This is a genomic window from Xylanibacter ruminicola (assembly GCF_900142525.1).
In the GTDB taxonomy this organism is placed as follows: domain Bacteria; phylum Bacteroidota; class Bacteroidia; order Bacteroidales; family Bacteroidaceae; genus Prevotella; species Prevotella ruminicola_A.
The window spans coordinates 18,407-36,635 of the sequence record NZ_FRBD01000013.1; the positions used below are offsets into that span (position 1 = coordinate 18,407).

15 protein-coding genes are annotated in these 18,229 nt (G+C 49.4%); 4 read left to right on the forward strand and 11 right to left on the reverse strand.

The annotated features are described in order from the left end of the window. Positions 1-24 precede the first annotated feature (24 nt). The 6 genes from BUB86_RS09360 to BUB86_RS09385 are packed head-to-tail and all read right to left on the reverse strand — an operon-like array spanning position 25 to position 7,667. Positions 25-1,824, reverse strand: coding sequence for an SLC13 family permease (locus BUB86_RS09360; RefSeq protein WP_073208762.1), 1,800 nt, complete (start codon positions 1,822-1,824; stop codon positions 25-27). A 15-nt stretch (positions 1,825-1,839) separates the two neighbouring features. Further along, positions 1,840-3,048, reverse strand: a complete 1,209-nt coding sequence (locus tag BUB86_RS09365) for an ABC transporter permease (RefSeq protein WP_073208763.1) — start codon at positions 3,046-3,048, stop codon at positions 1,840-1,842. After that, positions 3,032-4,198, reverse strand: coding sequence for an ABC transporter permease (locus BUB86_RS09370; RefSeq protein ID WP_073208764.1), 1,167 nt, complete (start codon positions 4,196-4,198; stop codon positions 3,032-3,034). Before BUB86_RS09370 ends, BUB86_RS09365 begins: the two co-directional genes overlap by 17 nt. A 22-nt stretch (positions 4,199-4,220) precedes the next feature. Further along, a complete protein-coding gene (locus BUB86_RS09375; RefSeq protein ID WP_073208765.1) occupies positions 4,221-5,207 on the reverse strand; it encodes an HlyD family secretion protein in 987 nt (328 codons plus the stop codon). 40 nt (positions 5,208-5,247) lie between these two features. After that, positions 5,248-6,735 carry a TolC family protein gene (locus BUB86_RS09380; RefSeq protein ID WP_081373189.1) on the reverse strand — a complete coding sequence of 496 codons (1,488 nt, stop codon included), beginning with the start codon at positions 6,733-6,735 and terminating at the stop codon, positions 5,248-5,250. Between the two features lie 59 nt (positions 6,736-6,794). Beyond that, on the reverse strand, positions 6,795-7,667 hold the full coding sequence (locus tag BUB86_RS09385) for a hypothetical protein (RefSeq protein WP_073208766.1): 873 nt from the start codon (positions 7,665-7,667) through the stop codon (positions 6,795-6,797). A gap of 222 nt (positions 7,668-7,889) precedes the next feature. On the opposite strand from BUB86_RS09385, the gene BUB86_RS09390 reads away from it, so the two are divergent. The 3 genes from BUB86_RS09390 to BUB86_RS09400 all read left to right on the forward strand — a co-directional run bounded on the left by BUB86_RS09390 (position 7,890) and on the right by BUB86_RS09400 (position 10,891). Continuing rightward, positions 7,890-8,108, forward strand: coding sequence for a DUF4492 domain-containing protein (locus BUB86_RS09390; protein ID WP_073208767.1), 219 nt, complete (start codon positions 7,890-7,892; stop codon positions 8,106-8,108). 69 nt (positions 8,109-8,177) lie between these two features. Further along, positions 8,178-9,746 (forward strand): cytochrome ubiquinol oxidase subunit I, encoded by a 1,569-nt coding sequence (locus tag BUB86_RS09395; RefSeq protein ID WP_073208769.1) that lies wholly within the window; start codon positions 8,178-8,180, stop codon positions 9,744-9,746. Continuing rightward, the gene (locus BUB86_RS09400) at positions 9,743-10,891 is read left to right on the forward strand and encodes a cytochrome d ubiquinol oxidase subunit II (RefSeq protein WP_073208771.1); all 1,149 of its coding nucleotides are present in this window, start codon (positions 9,743-9,745) and stop codon (positions 10,889-10,891) included. Before BUB86_RS09395 ends, BUB86_RS09400 begins: the two co-directional genes overlap by 4 nt. Positions 10,892-10,925: 34 nt before the next feature. Here BUB86_RS09400 and BUB86_RS09405 read toward each other — a convergent pair whose 3' ends face one another. The 3 genes from BUB86_RS09405 to BUB86_RS09415 are packed head-to-tail and all read right to left on the reverse strand — an operon-like array spanning position 10,926 to position 14,154. Next, complete coding sequence (locus BUB86_RS09405) at positions 10,926-11,474, reverse strand: TlpA family protein disulfide reductase (RefSeq protein WP_081373190.1); 549 nt, start codon at positions 11,472-11,474, stop codon at positions 10,926-10,928. 34 nt (positions 11,475-11,508) lie between these two features. Next, entirely contained in the window at positions 11,509-13,035 is a 1,527-nt protein-coding gene (locus BUB86_RS09410; RefSeq protein WP_073208773.1) for a sodium:solute symporter family transporter, read from the reverse strand. A gap of 30 nt (positions 13,036-13,065) precedes the next feature. After that, positions 13,066-14,154: a porin gene (locus tag BUB86_RS09415; RefSeq protein WP_139261542.1), complete on the reverse strand. Its 1,089-nt coding sequence runs from the start codon at positions 14,152-14,154 to the stop codon at positions 13,066-13,068. Positions 14,155-14,419: 265 nt separating this feature from the next. Between BUB86_RS09415 and BUB86_RS09420 the strand changes: the two genes are divergently transcribed. Then, positions 14,420-14,746 (forward strand): DUF3467 domain-containing protein, encoded by a 327-nt coding sequence (locus BUB86_RS09420; protein WP_073208777.1) that lies wholly within the window; start codon positions 14,420-14,422, stop codon positions 14,744-14,746. A 44-nt stretch (positions 14,747-14,790) separates the two neighbouring features. Here the strand turns inward: BUB86_RS09420 and BUB86_RS09425 are convergent, their stop codons facing one another. Together BUB86_RS09425 and BUB86_RS09430 are read right to left on the reverse strand one after the other, a co-directional pair. Continuing rightward, positions 14,791-17,283, reverse strand: coding sequence for a bifunctional UDP-N-acetylmuramoyl-tripeptide:D-alanyl-D-alanine ligase/alanine racemase (locus tag BUB86_RS09425; RefSeq protein ID WP_073208779.1), 2,493 nt, complete (start codon positions 17,281-17,283; stop codon positions 14,791-14,793). A 37-nt stretch (positions 17,284-17,320) separates the two neighbouring features. Beyond that, positions 17,321-18,229, reverse strand: a complete 909-nt coding sequence (locus tag BUB86_RS09430) for a GSCFA domain-containing protein (protein WP_073208781.1) — start codon at positions 18,227-18,229, stop codon at positions 17,321-17,323.

Consider the following 18,229-nt stretch of genomic DNA (forward strand, 5'->3'; position numbering starts at 1 on the left):
AAATACCAAATAAAAACGCTATTTTTATATATACAAAGGATAAATGAGATTAACAATCACCAGCATCAGTGCCAACAACACTACGTGCATGAAAATACCCAAGCGCGCAAAATCGTAGAACCTGAATGATCCTGGACCATATACCAGCATGTGAGTGCTACTACCTATGGGCGATGCGAAACTGATGGTAACGCTGAGCATCAACGATATGACAAAAGGCATGGGATTACACCCCATCATTTCGGCCTGATTATACATAATTGGGAAAAATACTGCTGCGGAACCTACATCGCTAACGAACTCGCTAACCAGCGATGCCAGAATACACATCACTACCATAACCACATATGGATGGCCCTTACACAAGTCGAGTATTGTTCGGGCTAACGTGTCGGCAACACCAGTCTTGGTAATAGCTACAGAGAAGACCACCGTTGCCCCAAGAATGAGTAGCAACTCCCACTCAATGAATTTGGTAACACCCGAAACACGACAGCAACCTAACAACATCATCAAACCTGCTGCCATCATGGTGGTTGCCATCAGTGGAAACGCATGGAACGATGATACAATGAACATAAGAATCAAGATAATGGCCGATGTGATAGTCTTAGCTCCCAACTGAGGAACGAAATAACTATCGAAGAAAGTGACCGTGCGACGGTTTTCCTGCTCTAGCAAGAAATCTCCCTTTGGTGGGCACTCCAGCAACAAACTATCGCCTGCCTCTAAGATAATCTCGCGTGGCTGGCCCTCAACACGATGACCAGCACGAGCCACAGCCACCAAAGCTACGTTGTTGCGCTGCTCAAAATGAGTCTTGGAAATGGAACGGCCTATCAATGGACTACCGAAATTAACAAAGGCCGTACGCATTTTGCGCTTGGTATCGATATCATTAATACTCCATACATGATGGTCGGCAGCAGCCAATCCATGAGTGCGCTTAAGTTCCAGAATATCGTTAATCTGTCCTGCATAGATCAGACGGTCGCCACCCATCACCCACTCGTCCTTGGGTACAGGCATGATGATTTCGCGGTCGAAACGCACGATTTCTACAAGTGAGCCTCCCTTAACATTATAGAGTCCGGCTTCTTCGACCGACTCACCAACTGCAGGATTATCGGTAGGTACCAAGAGTTCTACAGTATAGTCGCTAGTAGTCTCAAACGACTGCTCTACCGACTCACGAGGTGGAATAAAGCGTTGAAGCAATATAACCATGACAACACCCACTGCGGTAAGCAGCAAACCTGGTATCAGGGGTTCAATAAGACTCATGGTCTGTCCCGACTTTTGCAGATACAAACCTGCGATAACCAGATTTGACGAGTTACCCAACAACGTACACATACCACCTAACGTAGCAGAATAGCTCAAAGGTAACAACAGCTTTGAAGGGGCAATATTGAGTTTGTGAGACCAAATCTTAACAGCATCAATAAACAGAGCCACTACATTTACAGAATTAAGCAGAGCTGCCAGAATGCTAGTAGGAATCATTAATCGAACCAATGCATTCTGATAGTTCCTAGGATTACCCAGCAGATTATGAGTTAGCCAATAAAGCACACCCGACTGGTTGAGTCCGGCCACAATCACAAAGAAAGCGGCATGTATTACCACAGGTTCGCTACCAAAGCCAGCCATTCCCTCTTCCTCAGTTACAACACCTGTAACCAGCAGCACCGTAAGTGCTCCTAAGAATGTAACTTCGGCAGGAATATGCGTCCTAGCCATGAAAACAAAAATGCTAACAACGGTTAGTATGGTAATCCATCCGTAAATGCTTAATCCAAATATAATGGTTGTGAAATCCATGTTTATTTTAAATGTTTACAAGTTAGAGGATACTGTATGGCGACGGGTGACGCGAAGCTGGTGACCATATACCAGACATGCAGTACCGAAATAGAAGGCGGCTTGTATCCAAAGTGCTCGCAACTCATTGGTTACATCACCAAGCGTGGCGCCCATGGTGTTCATGCGCACAAAGGCTCGAGCTCCGAAGGTACTGGGAAACAACCAGGAAATACCTTGCCATACGCCAGGAATGGCGCTCTGAGGCCACGAGATGCCTACCATAAAGAGCAATGGTAATGATATGAAAACCATCAAGAGCATCACATTCTCGCGATAGCGAACAAGACAACTTACCGTCATGCCGAAGAATACACATGCCAACAGATATGGTGTCATGAGCCAAAGCAAATCCATGCCCTTGACCATGGTAACAAACGAGAATATACGCGGCACCACCAAGGTGAGATAGGCGCCCATAACGGCATAGATCATGCCATAGCACAAGGCCTTACCCAGCACAATGCGATAGATGCCACTATAGGCAGGATGCACAGGGATCAAATCGCCAGTAGGACTATTCTCACGCGCTGTACCTGCACCAAGTCCGATACCGAGTACCAGCGTCTGCTGGAATATCAGCATGAGCACAGCAGGAATCACAAACGTGCCATATCCCCCCTGAGGGTTAAAGATGGGCACATCCTGAAAATCGAGCGGACGGGCCTGTATCTGTTCCTCGCGTACGGTGTACTTGCCTGAGAGTTTCTTCTGCATCTCAGCACCCATATACTGAGTTACGTTAACAGCAGTCTGATAGATAGCCTTATAAGCCAACATGAGCGACATATCGCAATACACACTAAGCGTAGCCTGCTCCATGCGGTTCAGACGGGTGGCAAAATCGCTGGGGATATAATAAATGCCCTTAGCCAACTGGCGAGACACCAGCGAGCGAGCCTCGTCGAGATCGGCTGCATGACACAGAATCTTAACATCGGCTGAGGCATCGAGCTTACGAACCAACTCGCGCGAGAGTCCGCTATGCGAATCGTCGACCACTACCACAGGCACCTCGTGCACCACCTCGTTATTATAGATCCACGAATAAAGCAGCGGATAGATGATAGGAACGATGATAAAGAAGATGAGCACGCCCTCGTCCTTAACGGCTTGCTTCATCTCCTGACACCAAATATAGGCAGCATCGCGGATACCTGATACAAATCTATGGAATATAGACATAAGTAAGCATTGCGTTTTTAATCTTGCCGATGACGAACCACGGCAGCAGCGTGAATCCGATCATGGCCACAAAGTGGAACCAAGCCTCGAGCAAGGGGAATCCATTGAACACACATATCTGATAAACCATGTAGTAATGGCGCAGTGGGAACAGCCACGATAGCGACTGAAGTGCACCATCCATGCCCATCACGGGAAAGGCTGAACCTGCCATAGAAAGTGACAACACAGCCCACAGCGAACAGATACTTAATGACATACGCAGCGAAGGCATCAATCCAAAAGCAAAGATACCGAATCCCTGGGCAGCAAACACCTCGAGCAGCGCCAGCACCACCAGCATAGCCACTCCATGATGGGGGAATCCAAGGATGCTGAACACATAGAACTCGTAGAAGAATATCAATGCCAACCAGATGAGTGTCTGAGGCAGGAACTTGCCCAGAATAGCTATCACCATACGGTTATCGGCCATCTCAAGCCACTTCTTACCAGAATCAAACTTCAACTCCATACCAAGCGAATAGGCAGATATCATGAAGATGAACAGCATCATGATACCTGGCACAAACACGGTAGAGAGATAAGAGTTGTAATTAGTCCAGGGATTGCCTACCTGATGCAGGTCAACACGTATGGGCTGCAAGAATGCCATGATCTGCTCCTGCGTAAAGCCCTTAGCACGCATGGTGGCCTGCCCTACTCCTGCAGAGCCTAAGGTAGAAATGGTCTTGAGGTCCTTCATGAGCAGCGAACCCGACATGATAGATGCCAGGTTGTAATAATAGGAAATTTTAGGCTGGCGCGATGACAACAGATCATCGGTAGTGCCCTTGGGGATATATAGGAAGGCGTAAATCTGATTTTCCTGAATAGCCCTACGAGCCTCGGCCACACTGGGATAGTGGGCCACAACCTTTGAACTCTGGAAGCCATCCAGTCTGCGGATGAGCGAACGCGATGTGGTGGTATTATCGAGATCAACCACACCTACGGGCATATCCTGTGGCAATCCATCGTCCATCAGCGATGTAAAGAATATCATCGCAATGAGCGGAAATACTACCATACAGAAGCCGTAGATGGGATTCTTGATCATAATCCGCACCTCGCGCAAGGACATCTGCCAGATTTGATTAAAACATTTCATTTTAATGTTCAATCTTCAATTTTCAATCTTTAATAATCAAACTCATGCCTGGGCGCAGGCCCTCTAACTTTTCAACGGGCTTTGCTTTCACCTCGAAGGTCTTCAGGTCGTACTGGCCATTGGCCTTGGTGGCCTTCCATACAGCATACGAGCCCTGATCCTTCAGATAGTAAACCTTCATCTTGATGGTCTTATCGAATGCAGGTACAAAGGCATTGATCTCTGTGCCAACCTGCATGCCGTTCAGCTGATCCTCACGCACATTGAATGTGCCCCACATGTCCTGCATCACAGCAATCGACATGATGGGTGAACCTGTGCCAACCAGCTCGCCTACCTTAGGATAGACATCGGATACCTCACCCTCCATCTGGGCTATCTGCACTGTCTCGTTGATGTAAGAGTTAACCTCATTCACAGCTCCTTTGGCACGACCCACCTGAGCTGCAGCGGCCAACTTATCCTCGCGACGGGCACCATTCAAAGCCATATCATACTGACTCTGGGCGGCCTTTACCTGAGCCTCCATAGCCTTATAGTTGGCAAACACCTCGTCGCGCTTCTGAGCACTCATCACGCCTTCATCATACAGGCGCTGAATGCGGTTATACGACTTCTCGGCAATCTCCAATCCAGCCTTGGCCTGCTGCAGAACAGAGAAGGCACCCTGAATCTGCTCCTTGCGAGCACCGTTCTGGGCCTTCAGCTCCATGGCTGCAGCTGCACTCTCGGCACTCTGGGCCTGCTCCATTTTAGCACGCACCTCAGGGGCATCGAGAATGGCGAGTGTATCGCCCACCTTCACGTAGTCGCCCTCCTTTACACGCAACTCAAGAATTCTACCAGGCACCTTGCTGGATACTCGATACTCGGTAACCTCTACCTGCCCCTGGATAATCTCTGGATCGCGGCCAAGGGTAAAGAATCCGATAAGTGCCACAATGATAACTACTGCTGCAAAACCAATAATGGCGAGCAGAATGTTGTTATGCTGACTTTTTGCTGACATGGTTTTATTTAATTTTCAATGTTCAATATTCAATGTTCAATTATTCAAGCGTTCCGAGTGCTTTCTGCAGGTCAACCTGCGAGAGTTTCACATCGATCTCGGCATCTATCTTCTGCGACTGAGCCTGCATCCAAGCTGTCTGAGCTTCCATTACGACAGTAGGACTGATAACCCCCTCCTGGAATCCAAGATTGGCGGTACGCAGATTCTCGTCGGCGCTCTTGATATTAGTCTGAGCCATGGCGAGTTTCTTGTTAGCCTCGTCAACCTTAAAAGTAATCTGATTAACCTGAAGCTCAATCTTCTCGCGTGCTTCTTCGAGCTCGAGGTTGGCAATGGCGGTAGCACCCTTCGATGCGCGTACCTTATACATCACATCGCCCCAGTTCCAAATGGGCACACGTACAAGAACACCCACATGCCAGAAACCGGCAAACTTCTTCTCAAAGCCGTTAAACGTATTAGGGTTACTGATAGCATAGCCACCAATCAATGCCACCTGAGGCAGATTACCCGCCTTAAGAACATTGGTAGCTTGCTTAGAGAGGTCGACTGTATTCTGTAGCAACTTGAGCTCTGGGCGATAAGCTACAGCAGTCTCAACGTCCAACTTTGGAGTAACCTCCAGAACTGCGATGTTATCACTCTTCTCATCCTCAAGTACCACTGGTTCGCCAAGGGGCAGACCACACAATTGGTTAAGTAGCATACGCGAGAGAACCAGTCCGTCGTTAACCTTGGTAAGAGTCATCTCTGCCTCATTCACCTTCACGTCAACACTCAGTCCGTCGCTACGTGTAGCAACGCCCTGGTCTATCATTTTATGTACATCGCTATCAAACTTCTTGACCAATGCCAGATAGCTCTCAGCCAACTTCTTCTTGTGATGCAGCGACACCACCTGCCAGTAGGCCTGATCAATCTGATAGAGTGTAGCTTGTCTGCTGGCATCCATCTTGTTCTGGGCCATCTGGGTGTTGATATCGGCAATCTTATTCAGCGCTACGATGCTACCACCCATAAACACAGGCTGGGTAACCAGAATAGAACCAGCAAAGATATTGCGGGTGTCAGTGCGGAAGGCATCGATAATTTTCTGTCCTTCGGCATTAAGCATACCCGACGTCTGGGTTACCACTTCGCCCAAGAATTGCTGAGTTTGCGGCTGCATCTGCGCTATAGCGGGTCCGAATTTCTGCTGAACAGTTAGTCCAAAGGCTGTGCCCAGATTGGCAAGAGCCGCCTTCTGGCCATCGTTAAGAATAGATACTTCTTCGCTCGTGTGCTCGTATGTACCTATAGCACTCACGTGGGGCAGGTACTTGGTGCGGGCCGATTTGCGAAGATTCTCGGCCACATCCTGTTTAAGTTTTGAAACACCTAACTGCTTGTTATTGCGCAGCGCCATCTGGCGACAACTGTCAAGACTCAACACACGCTGAGCATTTGAAGTTAATAGTGAACAGTGAATAGTGAATAGTACTAAAAGTACTTTCAGCTTCCACCTCACAAAAACTTCATTTTTCATTCTTTTCCTATACATAATTATCTCAATTACTCATAGTTAACTATTTCACTATTCACTTATCACTTAAAAGAGAAAGTTTTCGTTCCAATCATATTTCCATCAACAAAGATGCTAACGCGATAGTCGCCTGCTTCAAGCATCTGAGTCATGTTCCAATAGACGGTTACTGGTGTTTCCTCGCCTGTGTACTCTATCACTTTCTTGGCTGAGCACTCCAGCTGACGATTCTCATAAGTGAAGATGCCGCCACCACTCAGGGTGTTGCCACCAGGATTCTGTATGCGCACATATACGGTACGATTGCCATTAGCGGCTGTAACGTTCTTGGTTATGCGGAAGTTCACACATAGCTGCTTGCAGTCTTTCAGTTTCTTGGCTACCTTACCACGCTTGTCGAGTATCTGCATGGCGATGCCTGTTGCATCAAGCTGGGCTGCGATGGCCACTTTCTCGCTGAGCGAAGCCTTTTCGCTGCTCAATCCAGCCACCTGTGCATTGCTGCGCTCCAATTCGGCATTCACACGACTGTTCTCCTGCTTCAGGCTCTCGTTCAGTCTGTTCAATGAGTCAATCTGCATCACATAGTCACGCAACACGGCGCGCACTGTGGCCAGTTCTTTCTTCAGGCGTGCTATCTCGCGTGCATCACTTGCCTTCACCTGCTTTAGTTCCTCCAACAGCTGCTGTGTTCTCATCTGCTCAGCAGTCAATTGAGCTATAATAGAGTCGTTGTTTATCTGAGTCTTCATCTCGCTATACTGCAGGGTGAATCGCTCGTATTCGTTTTCCATTTCCTGTTTATCCAGCTCAGCCAGTTCCTGCATATCCTGCACCACCTGCTTCTGCTCTTCCAAATTCATAAACAACCATACAGCGGCACCCACAAGTACCAAAATAACAACTATTAGAGGTATAAAAATCTTCTTATTCATTTCAATTTATTACTTTTTTCCTATTGTCTTTACCTATTTTGGGTGCAAATATAGAAACTTTACACGAAATTACAAAAAAAATTAGCATTCAATCAATTAAGCGACCTTAATTTTAAGAAAAAAAGCGATTTTTCGACCATTTTTTGCAGTTTTATGCCCTTATTATTTGGAAGATAATAATAAATAATGTATATTTGCCACAGAATAATTTAATAAAACTATATGACCAAGGACAATTTTCTATATAAATTTTACCACTTGTATTACGACGGTTTCCGATCCATGAAACTGGGGCGCACGCTCTGGGCCATCATTCTCATCAAGCTGTTTGTGATATTCGTGGTGCTCAAGTTATTCTTCTTCCCCAACTTTCTGAAGCAGCAAGCAGATGGACACGAGGCAGAATATGTGGCAACGGAACTGATTGACAGGAAAAATTAAAGATTAAACATTAAAGATTCTTGGCGATGCCAAGCGGCAAAGCCGAGCGAAACATTAAATTTCAGATATATGCTACAAAACCTAATTCTAAACATCGATGCCGGAACGATCGACTGGTCGAGAGCGCAGTTTGCTCTGACGGCAATCTACCACTGGCTCTTTGTGCCACTAACACTGGGTCTTGCAGTGATTATGGGCATTGTAGAGACCAAGTACTATCTAACACTAAAAAAGAGCAATGTGGATGGTAGCGACGAGGGTGCTGCCGAATTTTGGAAGGTTGCTGCCAAGTTCTGGCAGAGGCTTTTCGGTATTAACTTTGCCATGGGTGTGGCCACGGGTATCATCCTCGAGTTCGAGTTTGGTACCAACTGGAGTAACTACTCTTGGTTTGTGGGCGACATCTTCGGAGCGCCATTGGCTGTCGAGGGTATAGTGGCCTTCTTTATGGAGAGCACCTTTGTGGCTGTGATGTTCTTTGGATGGAAGAAGGTATCGGCTGGATTCCACCTGGCTTCAACATGGCTCACAGGTCTTGGTGCCACCATCTCTGCCTGGTGGATTCTGGTGGCCAACGCTTGGATGCAGTATCCCGTGGGCTGCGAGTTTAACCCCGACACCATGCGCAACGAGATGGTATCGTTTGCCGAGGTAGCACTATCGCCATTCGCTGTTTCAAAGTTCTGTCACACCGTTACTTCAGCCTGGATCATCGGCGCCATCTTCTGCGTGGGCGTTTGCTGTTGGTATCTGCTTAAAGAACAGCACGCCAAGCTGGCCATCGAGAGCATGAAGATAGGTGCTGGCGTAGGTCTGATAGCAGCTTTGCTGGCAGGCGCCACTGGTCATAAGAGCGGTATGGATGTGGCCGAGGTTCAGCCCATGAAACTGGCTGCTATGGAGGCGCTGTACGATGGTGGTACAGAGGTTGGCCTGAAGCTCATCGAGGGCATCGAGGTGCCTTACGGACTATCTATCATGGCTACCAACGATCCTAAAGGATTCGTACCTGGTATCAACGACATTCTGAATGGTTATACTGCCAACAACGGTAAGGTTGAGCCATCAGTAGAGGAGAAGATGGAGCGAGGCCGCAAGGCCATCGAGGCACTTGCAGCTTATCGCAAAGCCAAGAAAGAAGGTGCCGACGAGAAGTATCTGGCTTCTCAACTCTCCATTCTCAATGAGAACATGAAGTATTTCGGCTATGGTTACATCAAGGATAAGAACGATGTGGTGCCACCAGTGGCAGTTAACTTCTGGGCATTCCGCGTGATGGTGGGTGTGGGCTGTCTGTTCATCCTGTTCTTTGCAGTGATACTGGCTGTTACCTACCGCTGGCCCAAGTTCCTGTTTGGCAAGCGCGACATCACTGCCCTACCCGCCTGGCACTATTGGGTGGCCATACTGCTCATACCGCTGGGCTACATCGGCTCTGAGTGCGGATGGCTGGTAGCCGAATTCGGACGTCAACCTTGGACCATCCAGGACATGCTGCCTACTTGGGCATCTGTCTCTGATATCCAGGCATCCAATGTTGCCGTCACTTTCTTCCTATTCCTTATTCTCTTTACAACCATGCTGGCTGTAGAGATCAATATCTTACTCAAACAAATTAAGAAAGGACCCGAGTTATGAGTTATACATTTTTGCAGCATTATTGGTGGTTTATCGTATCACTGCTAGGTGCGATACTGGTGTTCCTGTTGTTTGTTCAGGGAGCCAATTCCGTGGCCCATTCGTTAGGACGTACTGAAGAGGAGCGCCGCATGGTCTACAACTCAACAGGCCGCAAGTGGGAGTTCACCTTCACAACTCTGGTTACCTTTGGTGGTGCCTTCTTTGCATCGTTCCCGTTGTTCTACAGCACATCGTTTGGCGGTGCCTACTGGCTGTGGATGATCATCCTGTTTACGTTTGTGCTACAGGCTGTGAGCTACGAGTTTCAGAACAAGATAGGCAATATACTTGGACCTAAGACGTTCCAGTTCTTCCTTACGCTGAATGGCATCGTGGGGCCATTGCTGCTGGGTGGAGCCGTAGCCACCTTCTTCGAGGGTTCCAACTTCATCATCGTCAAGGAGAATCTGGTTGATGCAGGTGCCATAACCCCTATTATCTCGCGCTGGGCCAATGCATCGCACGGCCTCGATGCGCTGCTCAATCCATGGGTAGTGGTGTTTGGCTTTGCTGTGGTGTTCCTGGCTCGTTCGCTGGGCATACTCTATATTATTAATAATGTAGCCGACGAGAATATCCGTTCGCGTGCCAGCGTACGTCTCGTTGGTGCTGCTGTGCCTTTCGTCGTGCTGTTTGTGGGCTATCTGGTACATCTGCTGCTGAAAGACGGTTATGCCATCAACGCAGCCGACCTCATCTACATGGAGCCCCATAAGTACCTGAACAACCTGATTGACATGTGGGGACTGTTGGTACTGCTGTTTGCGGGTGTAGTCATGGTGCTCTTTGGCATCATCTATACCATCATCAGGAAAGATTTTATTGCAGGCATCTGGCAGGCAGGCTTAGGCACCGTATTCACCGTGCTGGCACTGTTGCTGGTAGCTGGTTGGAACGATACCGCCTACTATCCATCTACAGCCGACCTGCAGTCGTCGCTCACACTGGCCAACTCGTGCTCTAGCGAGTTCACCCTGCGCACTATGTTCTACGTGTCGTTGCTGGTTCCATTCGTACTAGCCTACATCGTCTACGCCTGGCGCGCCATCGACAAAAAGAAAATCACCAAGGAAGAAATCCAAGGTGATGATCATGCGTACTAGAAAGGGAAGTAAAAGGGAAGTTATAACTTCCCTTTTACTTCTTAAAAAGTTCGTCTAAGAAGCTGTAGAACTCAGGATCTTCACCTACTACTACCTTGGCGATTTTGCCCTGTGGGTCAACAACCACTTTGGTAGGGAATCCCTCTATGTTGTACTGTGCAGCAAGTGTCTGCAACTGCCCGTCAGGACAGCGCACCTGCAACCAAGGCAGCTGGTGTTCCTCTACGGCAGCCTTCCACTTCTCTTCGGTGTCGCGACAGTCTACACCAAGAATCTCCATCTTGTCCTTGTAATTAGCATAGTAGGTCTTCATGTTGGGGATACCACGGATGCACCAGATGCACCATGAGCCCCAAAAGTCGATGACTACATACTTGCCACGCAGGCTAGAAAGCTTGGTGGTCGATCCCTGCAGGTTGGGCAGTTCAATCTCTGGCGCCATGTCGGCATCAGCCTCGGCGGCCATCTCTGTGTTTTCTGTGGCAGGTGCGCTCTGAGCGCTCTGAGCATTCTTAGAGCCGCATGCCGCCATCAGTGTCACAGCTAGTGAAAGTAAAGTAAGGGTTAAAACTGGCTTTTTCATATACGAAGTTGAAAAAAATTAATTAAAACAATTTTTATTTATTATAACATTCAAATATCTTGTTCACAGTATCTTCGGGCAGCTTCTTGGTAAACAAGCTAACCAGCCATACTACTGGGAATCCGCCAACCATGGCTATGGCACCACAGTTAATCGGGTTAATAGGATTACCTGCCAGCATGTTGATAACCGTCAGACCCACACCCCAGATAAAGCAAGCCCACACAGAGGCTGTAGTGATGTTGCGCTGATACAGACCCAGCATAAACGGAGCCAGGAATGCGCCAGCCAGTGCACCCCACGAGATACCCATCAGCTGGGCGATGAACGTAGGCGGATTCAGCGCTATGAGCAGCGAAATGGCGATAAAGAACATAATCAGCACGCGCATCACGATGACCTTACGGCGCTCAATCTTCTCGGCCACGATATCGTCGATGGTACCCTCTTCTACCTCACCAGGCAGCGATTTCTTATCGCGATAAATCAGGTCGAGTGTCATCGTCGAGCTCGATGTGAGCACCAGCGAAGCCAGTGTCGACATTGATGCCGAGAGCACCAGCAGCACCACAAGGGCAATCAATATATCAGGCAGCGTTACCAGCATCGAAGGTACGATAGAGTCGAAGGCAAGTTTGCCGTTGGGCAACATAGGAGGTGTGCCGAACAAACGACCGAAGCCACCCAGGAAGTAGCAACCACCAGCCACGATAAAGGCAAATACGGTAGAGATAACTGTACCACGCTTGATGGCGCTCTCGTCGGTAATCGAGTAGAACTTACCCACCATCTGTGGCAGTCCCATGGTTCCCAACGATGTCAGGATAACTACGCCCAGCAATCCCCAAGGATCGGGTCCGAACCACGAAGCAAAGCCTCCGTTCACCGTGGGGTCGGTATCCGATGGGATGGCAGCCAGCTTGTCTACGGCAGCCGTCAGTCCGCCCTGCACATTGAGCACAGCCACAATCACAGCCACGATACCAAACAGCATGATGATGCCCTGAATAAAGTCGTTCATGGCCGTAGCCTTGTATCCGCCCAGAATCACGTAGACGGCAGTGAGTATCGACATGATGATCACGCAATACTCGTAAGGAATGCTGAATCCCATCTCAAACAGTCGCGAAATGCCGCTGTACACGCCTGCTGTATAAGGAATCAGGAATACAAAGGCGATGATAGATGCAGCCACGCGCAGGCCCTGATCGCTAAAACGGGTTCCAAAGAAATCAGGCATCGTGCGACTCTCAATATGCTGCGTCATCAGCTTGGTGCGTCGGCCCAGTATCAGCCACGCCAACAGCGAGCCGATCACGGCGTTACCGATGCCAATCCACGCGCTCGACAATCCGTATTTCCAGCCGAACTGACCTGCGTAGCCCACGAATACTACTGCCGAGAAATAACTTGTTCCGAAGGCGAAAGCCGTGAGCCATGGGCCAACGGCGCGACCGCCCAATACGAAACCTTCAACACTACTGGCCTGCTTGCGGGTGTACAGTCCAACCCCAATCATCACCGCCAGAAATATGATTGTAAATACTATCTTGATTATCATAACTGTCAACTATCAATTGTAAACTGTCAACTAAAATGCCACCTGCATCTGGGCCTGCACCCAGTTATAATCCTTACCTATCTTGTCGCCACACATGCATCGTGTGTACTGCAGCTGCATACGGCACTTCTTGTAGAACCAGTACTGCAGTCCCACGGTCAGGTTGGTCTGGTCCCAACCGTCCACCTTTGTGTTGCGATCGAAGGTCTCACCACTAGCCACAACGTCCAGCGCGTCGACCACAGGGATACATGTTGTCACGTATCCACCACGGCTACCTACGTTGCCGTCTTGTCCGCCCAGCCATTCAGCACGTACCGATGCAGGGCGTGCCTCCTTATATTTACTGCCAGTGTAAGGCTGAGTTTTGTACTCGGCACCCACGCTGTAGCGATTGCGCTTATAGTTATCGCCCACGTTTATCTCGGGGTTCCATGCAGCCGTGCCCACAGCGCATCCTGTGCCCAGATAGCCCGATGCCACCACGCGGAATCCATCCACAGGTCGCAGCTCCAGCTTAGCTATCAGGTTCTTCTGGTTGTTCTGGTCCTTACGGTTGATGCCCTGTCCGCTCATCAGCCCCAGGTTATAGTGCACCACGCCGTTGGCCAGGTCGCCATACAGCTCCAGTCCCATGTCGCGTCCGTAGTTCACACCGTTCAGCGGGTCGGGACCCTCGCCAGCCAGATACAGCACAGCCTGAGAGTACACATCCACCAGCTCCAGCTGTGTGGGACTCATGGGGTTCTCCATCGTGTACGAGTGCTTAAACTGTCCAAAGCGCACCGTCAGTTCGTTGCCTTTCGACACGCGATAGTCTGTGTAATACTCCTGCACCACGCTCGAGAAGTCGTGCATAAACATAAACGACCATCTGTCGGTGATACGCGCTTTGGCCCACAGCAGGGTTCGTTTCAGGTTGTAAGCATTCTGGTCTTTGCCATTAGGGTTTTGATAACTCCATCCCCCCTGAGCGTAACCATTCAGAGTAATTCGGCTGGTAAAATCCTTTGTCCAGTCGATCTCGCTGCTCTTTTGCTGTGCCGATGCCGTAAGGTTAGCACCCAATGCCATCATCACCACAGCCAGCAGTTTCATTTTGCAAGTTTTACGTTTCATTTCGTCATTGAATTTAGATAATTTAGTTCCTTGCGGCAGCAAAAGTAATACATTTCTATCAAATAGACAAATTTATTTGCATATTTCTTTCATTAATTTATATTTATGCATTAATAAAGAGTATTTGCGACGAAAAAATGGTTGTGTCATTTGTCACGTTTGTCATGATTCATAAAATCATAAGAACATAAAAAGTACTAATTTATTTTGCAGTTCGAGTGAATTGGTGTACCTTTGTCGCAGAATAATTAAAACTATCAGAATTATGAACGAGAATAACAACGAGAAGCAGCAGGGACTGCAGATAGAGTTGCCACAGGAAGTGGCACAGGGTGAGTATGCGAACTTTGCGGTGATTACGCATGGATCGGGCGACTTTGTGATTGACTTTGCACGGGTGCTGCCTGGTGTGCCCAAGGCGCAGGCTTGCAGCAGAATAGTCATGGCTCCAGAGCACGCCAAGCGACTGCTGCTGGCGCTGAACGAGAACGTGATGCGATATGAGGCAGAGTTCGGACAGATAAAACTGCCAAACAGAGATGGGAACACCATCAAGATGGATGCGTTTGACCCAACGAAAGGTGAAGCATAAAACGAAAATGAAAGGCTAGCAAAAAAACTGCTAGCCTTTATTATTTAGTCTTGGAAATAAACGCGTTTCACACGATTGCTGATGCCTGTTAGCACCTCGTAAGGGATGGTTTCGAGCACATCGCTCAGCACCGTTACAGGGAGGTTCTCGCCGAAAATCTCTACCTGATCGCCCTCCTTACAAGGGATGTCGGTGACATCGATCAGGGCCACATCCATACAGATATTACCTACGTACTCGGCCTTCTGACCGTTGACGAGGCAGTAGCAGTGGCGATTGCCCAGATGGCGGTTCAAGCCGTCGGCATAGCCAATAGGAATGGCGGCAATGACAGAATCGCGCTCGAGCTTGCCCTTGCGGCTATAGCCCACCGTCTCACTCTTAGGCACAGCGCGCATCTGGAGAATGGTGGTCTTCAGCGTGCTGACGGTATGGAGGATGCGATTGTCGCGCGGATCAACACCATAGAGGCCGAGGCCCAGACGACACATATCTAACTGACGATCGGGGAAGTGCTCGATGCCGGCAGAATTGTCGATATGGCGCAGAATCTTATGCGAGAAAGCATCCTGCAGCTTCTGGCTACCAGCCTCGAAGCGCTTGAACTGGAGGCGGGAGAAGTTGTCGAAATCGTCGCTATCGGAGCCTACGAAGTGACTGAACACTGAACGCGGGATGACGGCCTGCTGATGCTTCAAGCGGTCGATAAGCTCGTCCATATCGCGCTCTGGATCGAAGCCCAGACGGTGCATGCCAGTATCGAGTTTGATGTGTACAGGCCAGCCGGTGATACCCTCCTTGCGGGCTGCCTTGATGAGGGCATCGAGCAGACGGAAGCTGTAGACCTCGGGCTCCAAGTCGTAGTCGAACATGGTCTTGAAGGCTGTCATCTCAGGGTTCATAATCATGATGTTGGCGGTGATACCGGCCTTACGCAGGGTGACACCCTCGTCGGCCACAGCCACAGCCAGATAGTCAACACGGTGGTCCTGCAGCGTCTTGGCTATCTCTACAGCACCAGCGCCATAGGCATCGGCCTTAATCATGCAAACTATCTTGGTATCGGGCTTCATGAACGAGCGGTAGTAGTTGAGATTCTCGACCACCGCATTGAGGTTGACCTCGAGGATGGTTTCGTGAACCTTCTGTTCGAGCTGCTCGGTAATCTGGTCGAAACCGAAAGGACGGGCACCCTTGAGCAGAATCATCTCTTCGCGCAGGGTGGCAAAGGCCTCACTCGACAGGAAGTGGTTGACATCGGCAAAGAACTGCTTATCGGCAATCTGAATCTTATCGGCCTGAGCGGTGAGCTCTGGACCAATACCGATGAACTTGGTGATGCCGCGCTTGGTGGCGAGGTCGCTGACCTGAGCGTAGAGTTCGGCTGAGGTTGTTCCGGTTTGGAAGATGTCGGATAAGATCAGAGTTTTCCTTAGGCCCTTGATCAGCCCCCCCCTGGCCTCTCCTACCTTTGTATCCTCGCGGCGATTCATGAAGTCGAGGGCGATATCGAGCGAGTTGATATCAGAGTTGTAAGAGTCGTTTATAAGCACACAACCACGCTGACCCTCCTTGACCTCCAGACGCATGGCAACAGGCTCGAGCTTTGGCATACGTTCGGCCAACTCGGCTGGCGTCAGGCCCAAGTGCAAAGCTACTGCGGTACAGGTGATAGAGTTCTCGATAGAAGCCTCGTCGATGAATGGGATGGTGTAGCAGTTTTCTTCGCCCTGCCAAATATAAGTTATGCGCGAATTCTCCACACTCCTCACGAATAGGCTGGCCTGCTCATCGCAGGTTGACCACGAAATCTTCTCGCCTTTGTAGTTCATGCGGCGGATGCAACGGCTCACAATATCGTTATCGCAGCAGTAAACCATAGCCTGGGTGTTGTGCATCAGCTCGAGTTTCTCCATGCACTTTTCTTCCATAGAGCGGAAGTTCTCCTGATGGGCTGCACCAAGCGAGGTGAGCACGCCGATGGTGGGCTGGATGATGTCGCGAAGGGCCATCATCTCGCCTGGCTGCGAGATACCTGCCTCGAAGATGCCTACCTCGGTCTGCTCGTTGAGCAACCATACCGAGAGGGGTACACCTATCTGAGAGTTGTAGCTGCGAGGCGAACGCACAATGCGCTGCGAGGGCAACAGCAGCTGGTATAGCCACTCCTTGACCATGGTCTTACCGTTAGAGCCGGTGATACCTACGATGGGCACATCAAACTCGTCGCGATGGCGCTCGGCCAGGCGCTGGAGGGCAGCAAGGGTGTGGGGCACTCGTAAAAAATTGGCCTCTGGATAGAGGCTATCAAAATGCTCAGGAACCTGCTCGACCACAAACTGACGAACACCGCGGTTATACAAATCCTGAATATAGCGATGGCCATCGTTGCGCTGGGTTTTCAGAGCAAAAAACAAAGTCTCTTCGGGGAAGCAGAGGCTACGACTATCGGTTAGCAACCAACTAACCTGTGCCTCAGTGTTTCCATATCTTCGCGCACCAATAAGCGTGGTAACTTTTTCGATACTGTATTTCATGACTTCAAAAATCTACAATTTTTCCTTTTCAGTTCAATTAAAGTGCAAAGTTAGGGTATTTTTTTTGCAACTCTGCTATTTTTAACATAGTTTTATCAATGAATATACGATATTCTTGCGATTCGGGGTTAAAAGGCTTATGATGGAGCGCAGCCTTCAGGGGTTGCCACTCCTTGACAAATTGCTTGGCCTCGGCGCTGAGATAGACCTCGGAGAATCGCTGCCAGATGTATTCTACAGCTTGCGATGAGGGGTGCAGCATATCCTCGGCATAGAAGCGGTAGTCGCGGAGTTCATCGTTGACGATCTCGTAGGCGGGGAAGTAAGTAATATATTGTTCAGCCCCCCTCTGGCTCCCCCCGCTCGGCTTTGCCGCTTGGCTCGTCCAAGAACTCAGGGGGAGAATCAGTTTCTGTATTGCCAGCAGCAGCGTGGCTTTAGAGAGTTGCGAACCATGGTAGCCGTATTTGCGATAGCGGATGGGGCTGACTGTAAGCACAACGCGGATATCGGGGTTATGCTGGCGCAGAATGTCGATGGCACGTTGCAGGTAGTCGGCACACTCATCTACGGTAAGTTCCTCCTCGGTAAAAAGCGATTGTGGGCGCTTCTGGCAGTTATCTACTATTTCGCCTGTGGACTTCAATCTGTAAATGTGGTTGGTGCCCAATGTAATGAACGCAGTCTTCACGAATTCTAGGACAGGCCTAGCGGCAGAGCCGAGCGGCAAATGCGACTGAACGCCCAGAGAGAGTTTTTCGACCGTGTGGAGGATTGAGGCGGGGTTGTACATCACGCCGAAGGGATTGACCGTGGCGCGGAACTTTTCTTCCTGAAAGCGCTTACCAATGTTATCGGCAAAGCACGACCCTACGAAGAGCATCTCCTCGCACGCCCCAATCTCGAACCCAGGCTTCTCAATATCAACAACAGTCCTAAATTCCAT

Excerpts from the sequence above, each read along its gene's own strand:
- BUB86_RS09360 (WP_073208762.1), bottom strand. The coding sequence starts at position 1,824 with ATGGATTTCACAACCATTATATTTGGATTAAGCATTTACGGATGGATT.
- BUB86_RS09365 (WP_073208763.1), bottom strand. The coding sequence starts at position 3,048 with ATGTCTATATTCCATAGATTTGTATCAGGTATCCGCGATGCTGCCTAT.
- BUB86_RS09370 (WP_073208764.1), bottom strand. The coding sequence starts at position 4,198 with ATGAAATGTTTTAATCAAATCTGGCAGATGTCCTTGCGCGAGGTGCGG.
- BUB86_RS09375 (WP_073208765.1), bottom strand. The coding sequence starts at position 5,207 with ATGTCAGCAAAAAGTCAGCATAACAACATTCTGCTCGCCATTATTGGT.
- BUB86_RS09380 (WP_081373189.1), bottom strand. The coding sequence starts at position 6,735 with ATGAAAAATGAAGTTTTTGTGAGGTGGAAGCTGAAAGTACTTTTAGTA.
- BUB86_RS09385 (WP_073208766.1), bottom strand. The coding sequence starts at position 7,667 with ATGAATAAGAAGATTTTTATACCTCTAATAGTTGTTATTTTGGTACTT.
- BUB86_RS09390 (WP_073208767.1), top strand. The coding sequence starts at position 7,890 with ATGACCAAGGACAATTTTCTATATAAATTTTACCACTTGTATTACGAC.
- BUB86_RS09395 (WP_073208769.1), top strand. The coding sequence starts at position 8,178 with ATGCTACAAAACCTAATTCTAAACATCGATGCCGGAACGATCGACTGG.
- BUB86_RS09400 (WP_073208771.1), top strand. The coding sequence starts at position 9,743 with ATGAGTTATACATTTTTGCAGCATTATTGGTGGTTTATCGTATCACTG.
- BUB86_RS09405 (WP_081373190.1), bottom strand. The coding sequence starts at position 11,474 with ATGAAAAAGCCAGTTTTAACCCTTACTTTACTTTCACTAGCTGTGACA.
- BUB86_RS09410 (WP_073208773.1), bottom strand. The coding sequence starts at position 13,035 with ATGATAATCAAGATAGTATTTACAATCATATTTCTGGCGGTGATGATT.
- BUB86_RS09415 (WP_139261542.1), bottom strand. The coding sequence starts at position 14,154 with ATGAAACGTAAAACTTGCAAAATGAAACTGCTGGCTGTGGTGATGATG.
- BUB86_RS09420 (WP_073208777.1), top strand. The coding sequence starts at position 14,420 with ATGAACGAGAATAACAACGAGAAGCAGCAGGGACTGCAGATAGAGTTG.
- BUB86_RS09425 (WP_073208779.1), bottom strand. The coding sequence starts at position 17,283 with ATGAAATACAGTATCGAAAAAGTTACCACGCTTATTGGTGCGCGAAGA.
- BUB86_RS09430 (WP_073208781.1), bottom strand. The coding sequence starts at position 18,229 with ATGGAATTTAGGACTGTTGTTGATATTGAGAAGCCTGGGTTCGAGATT.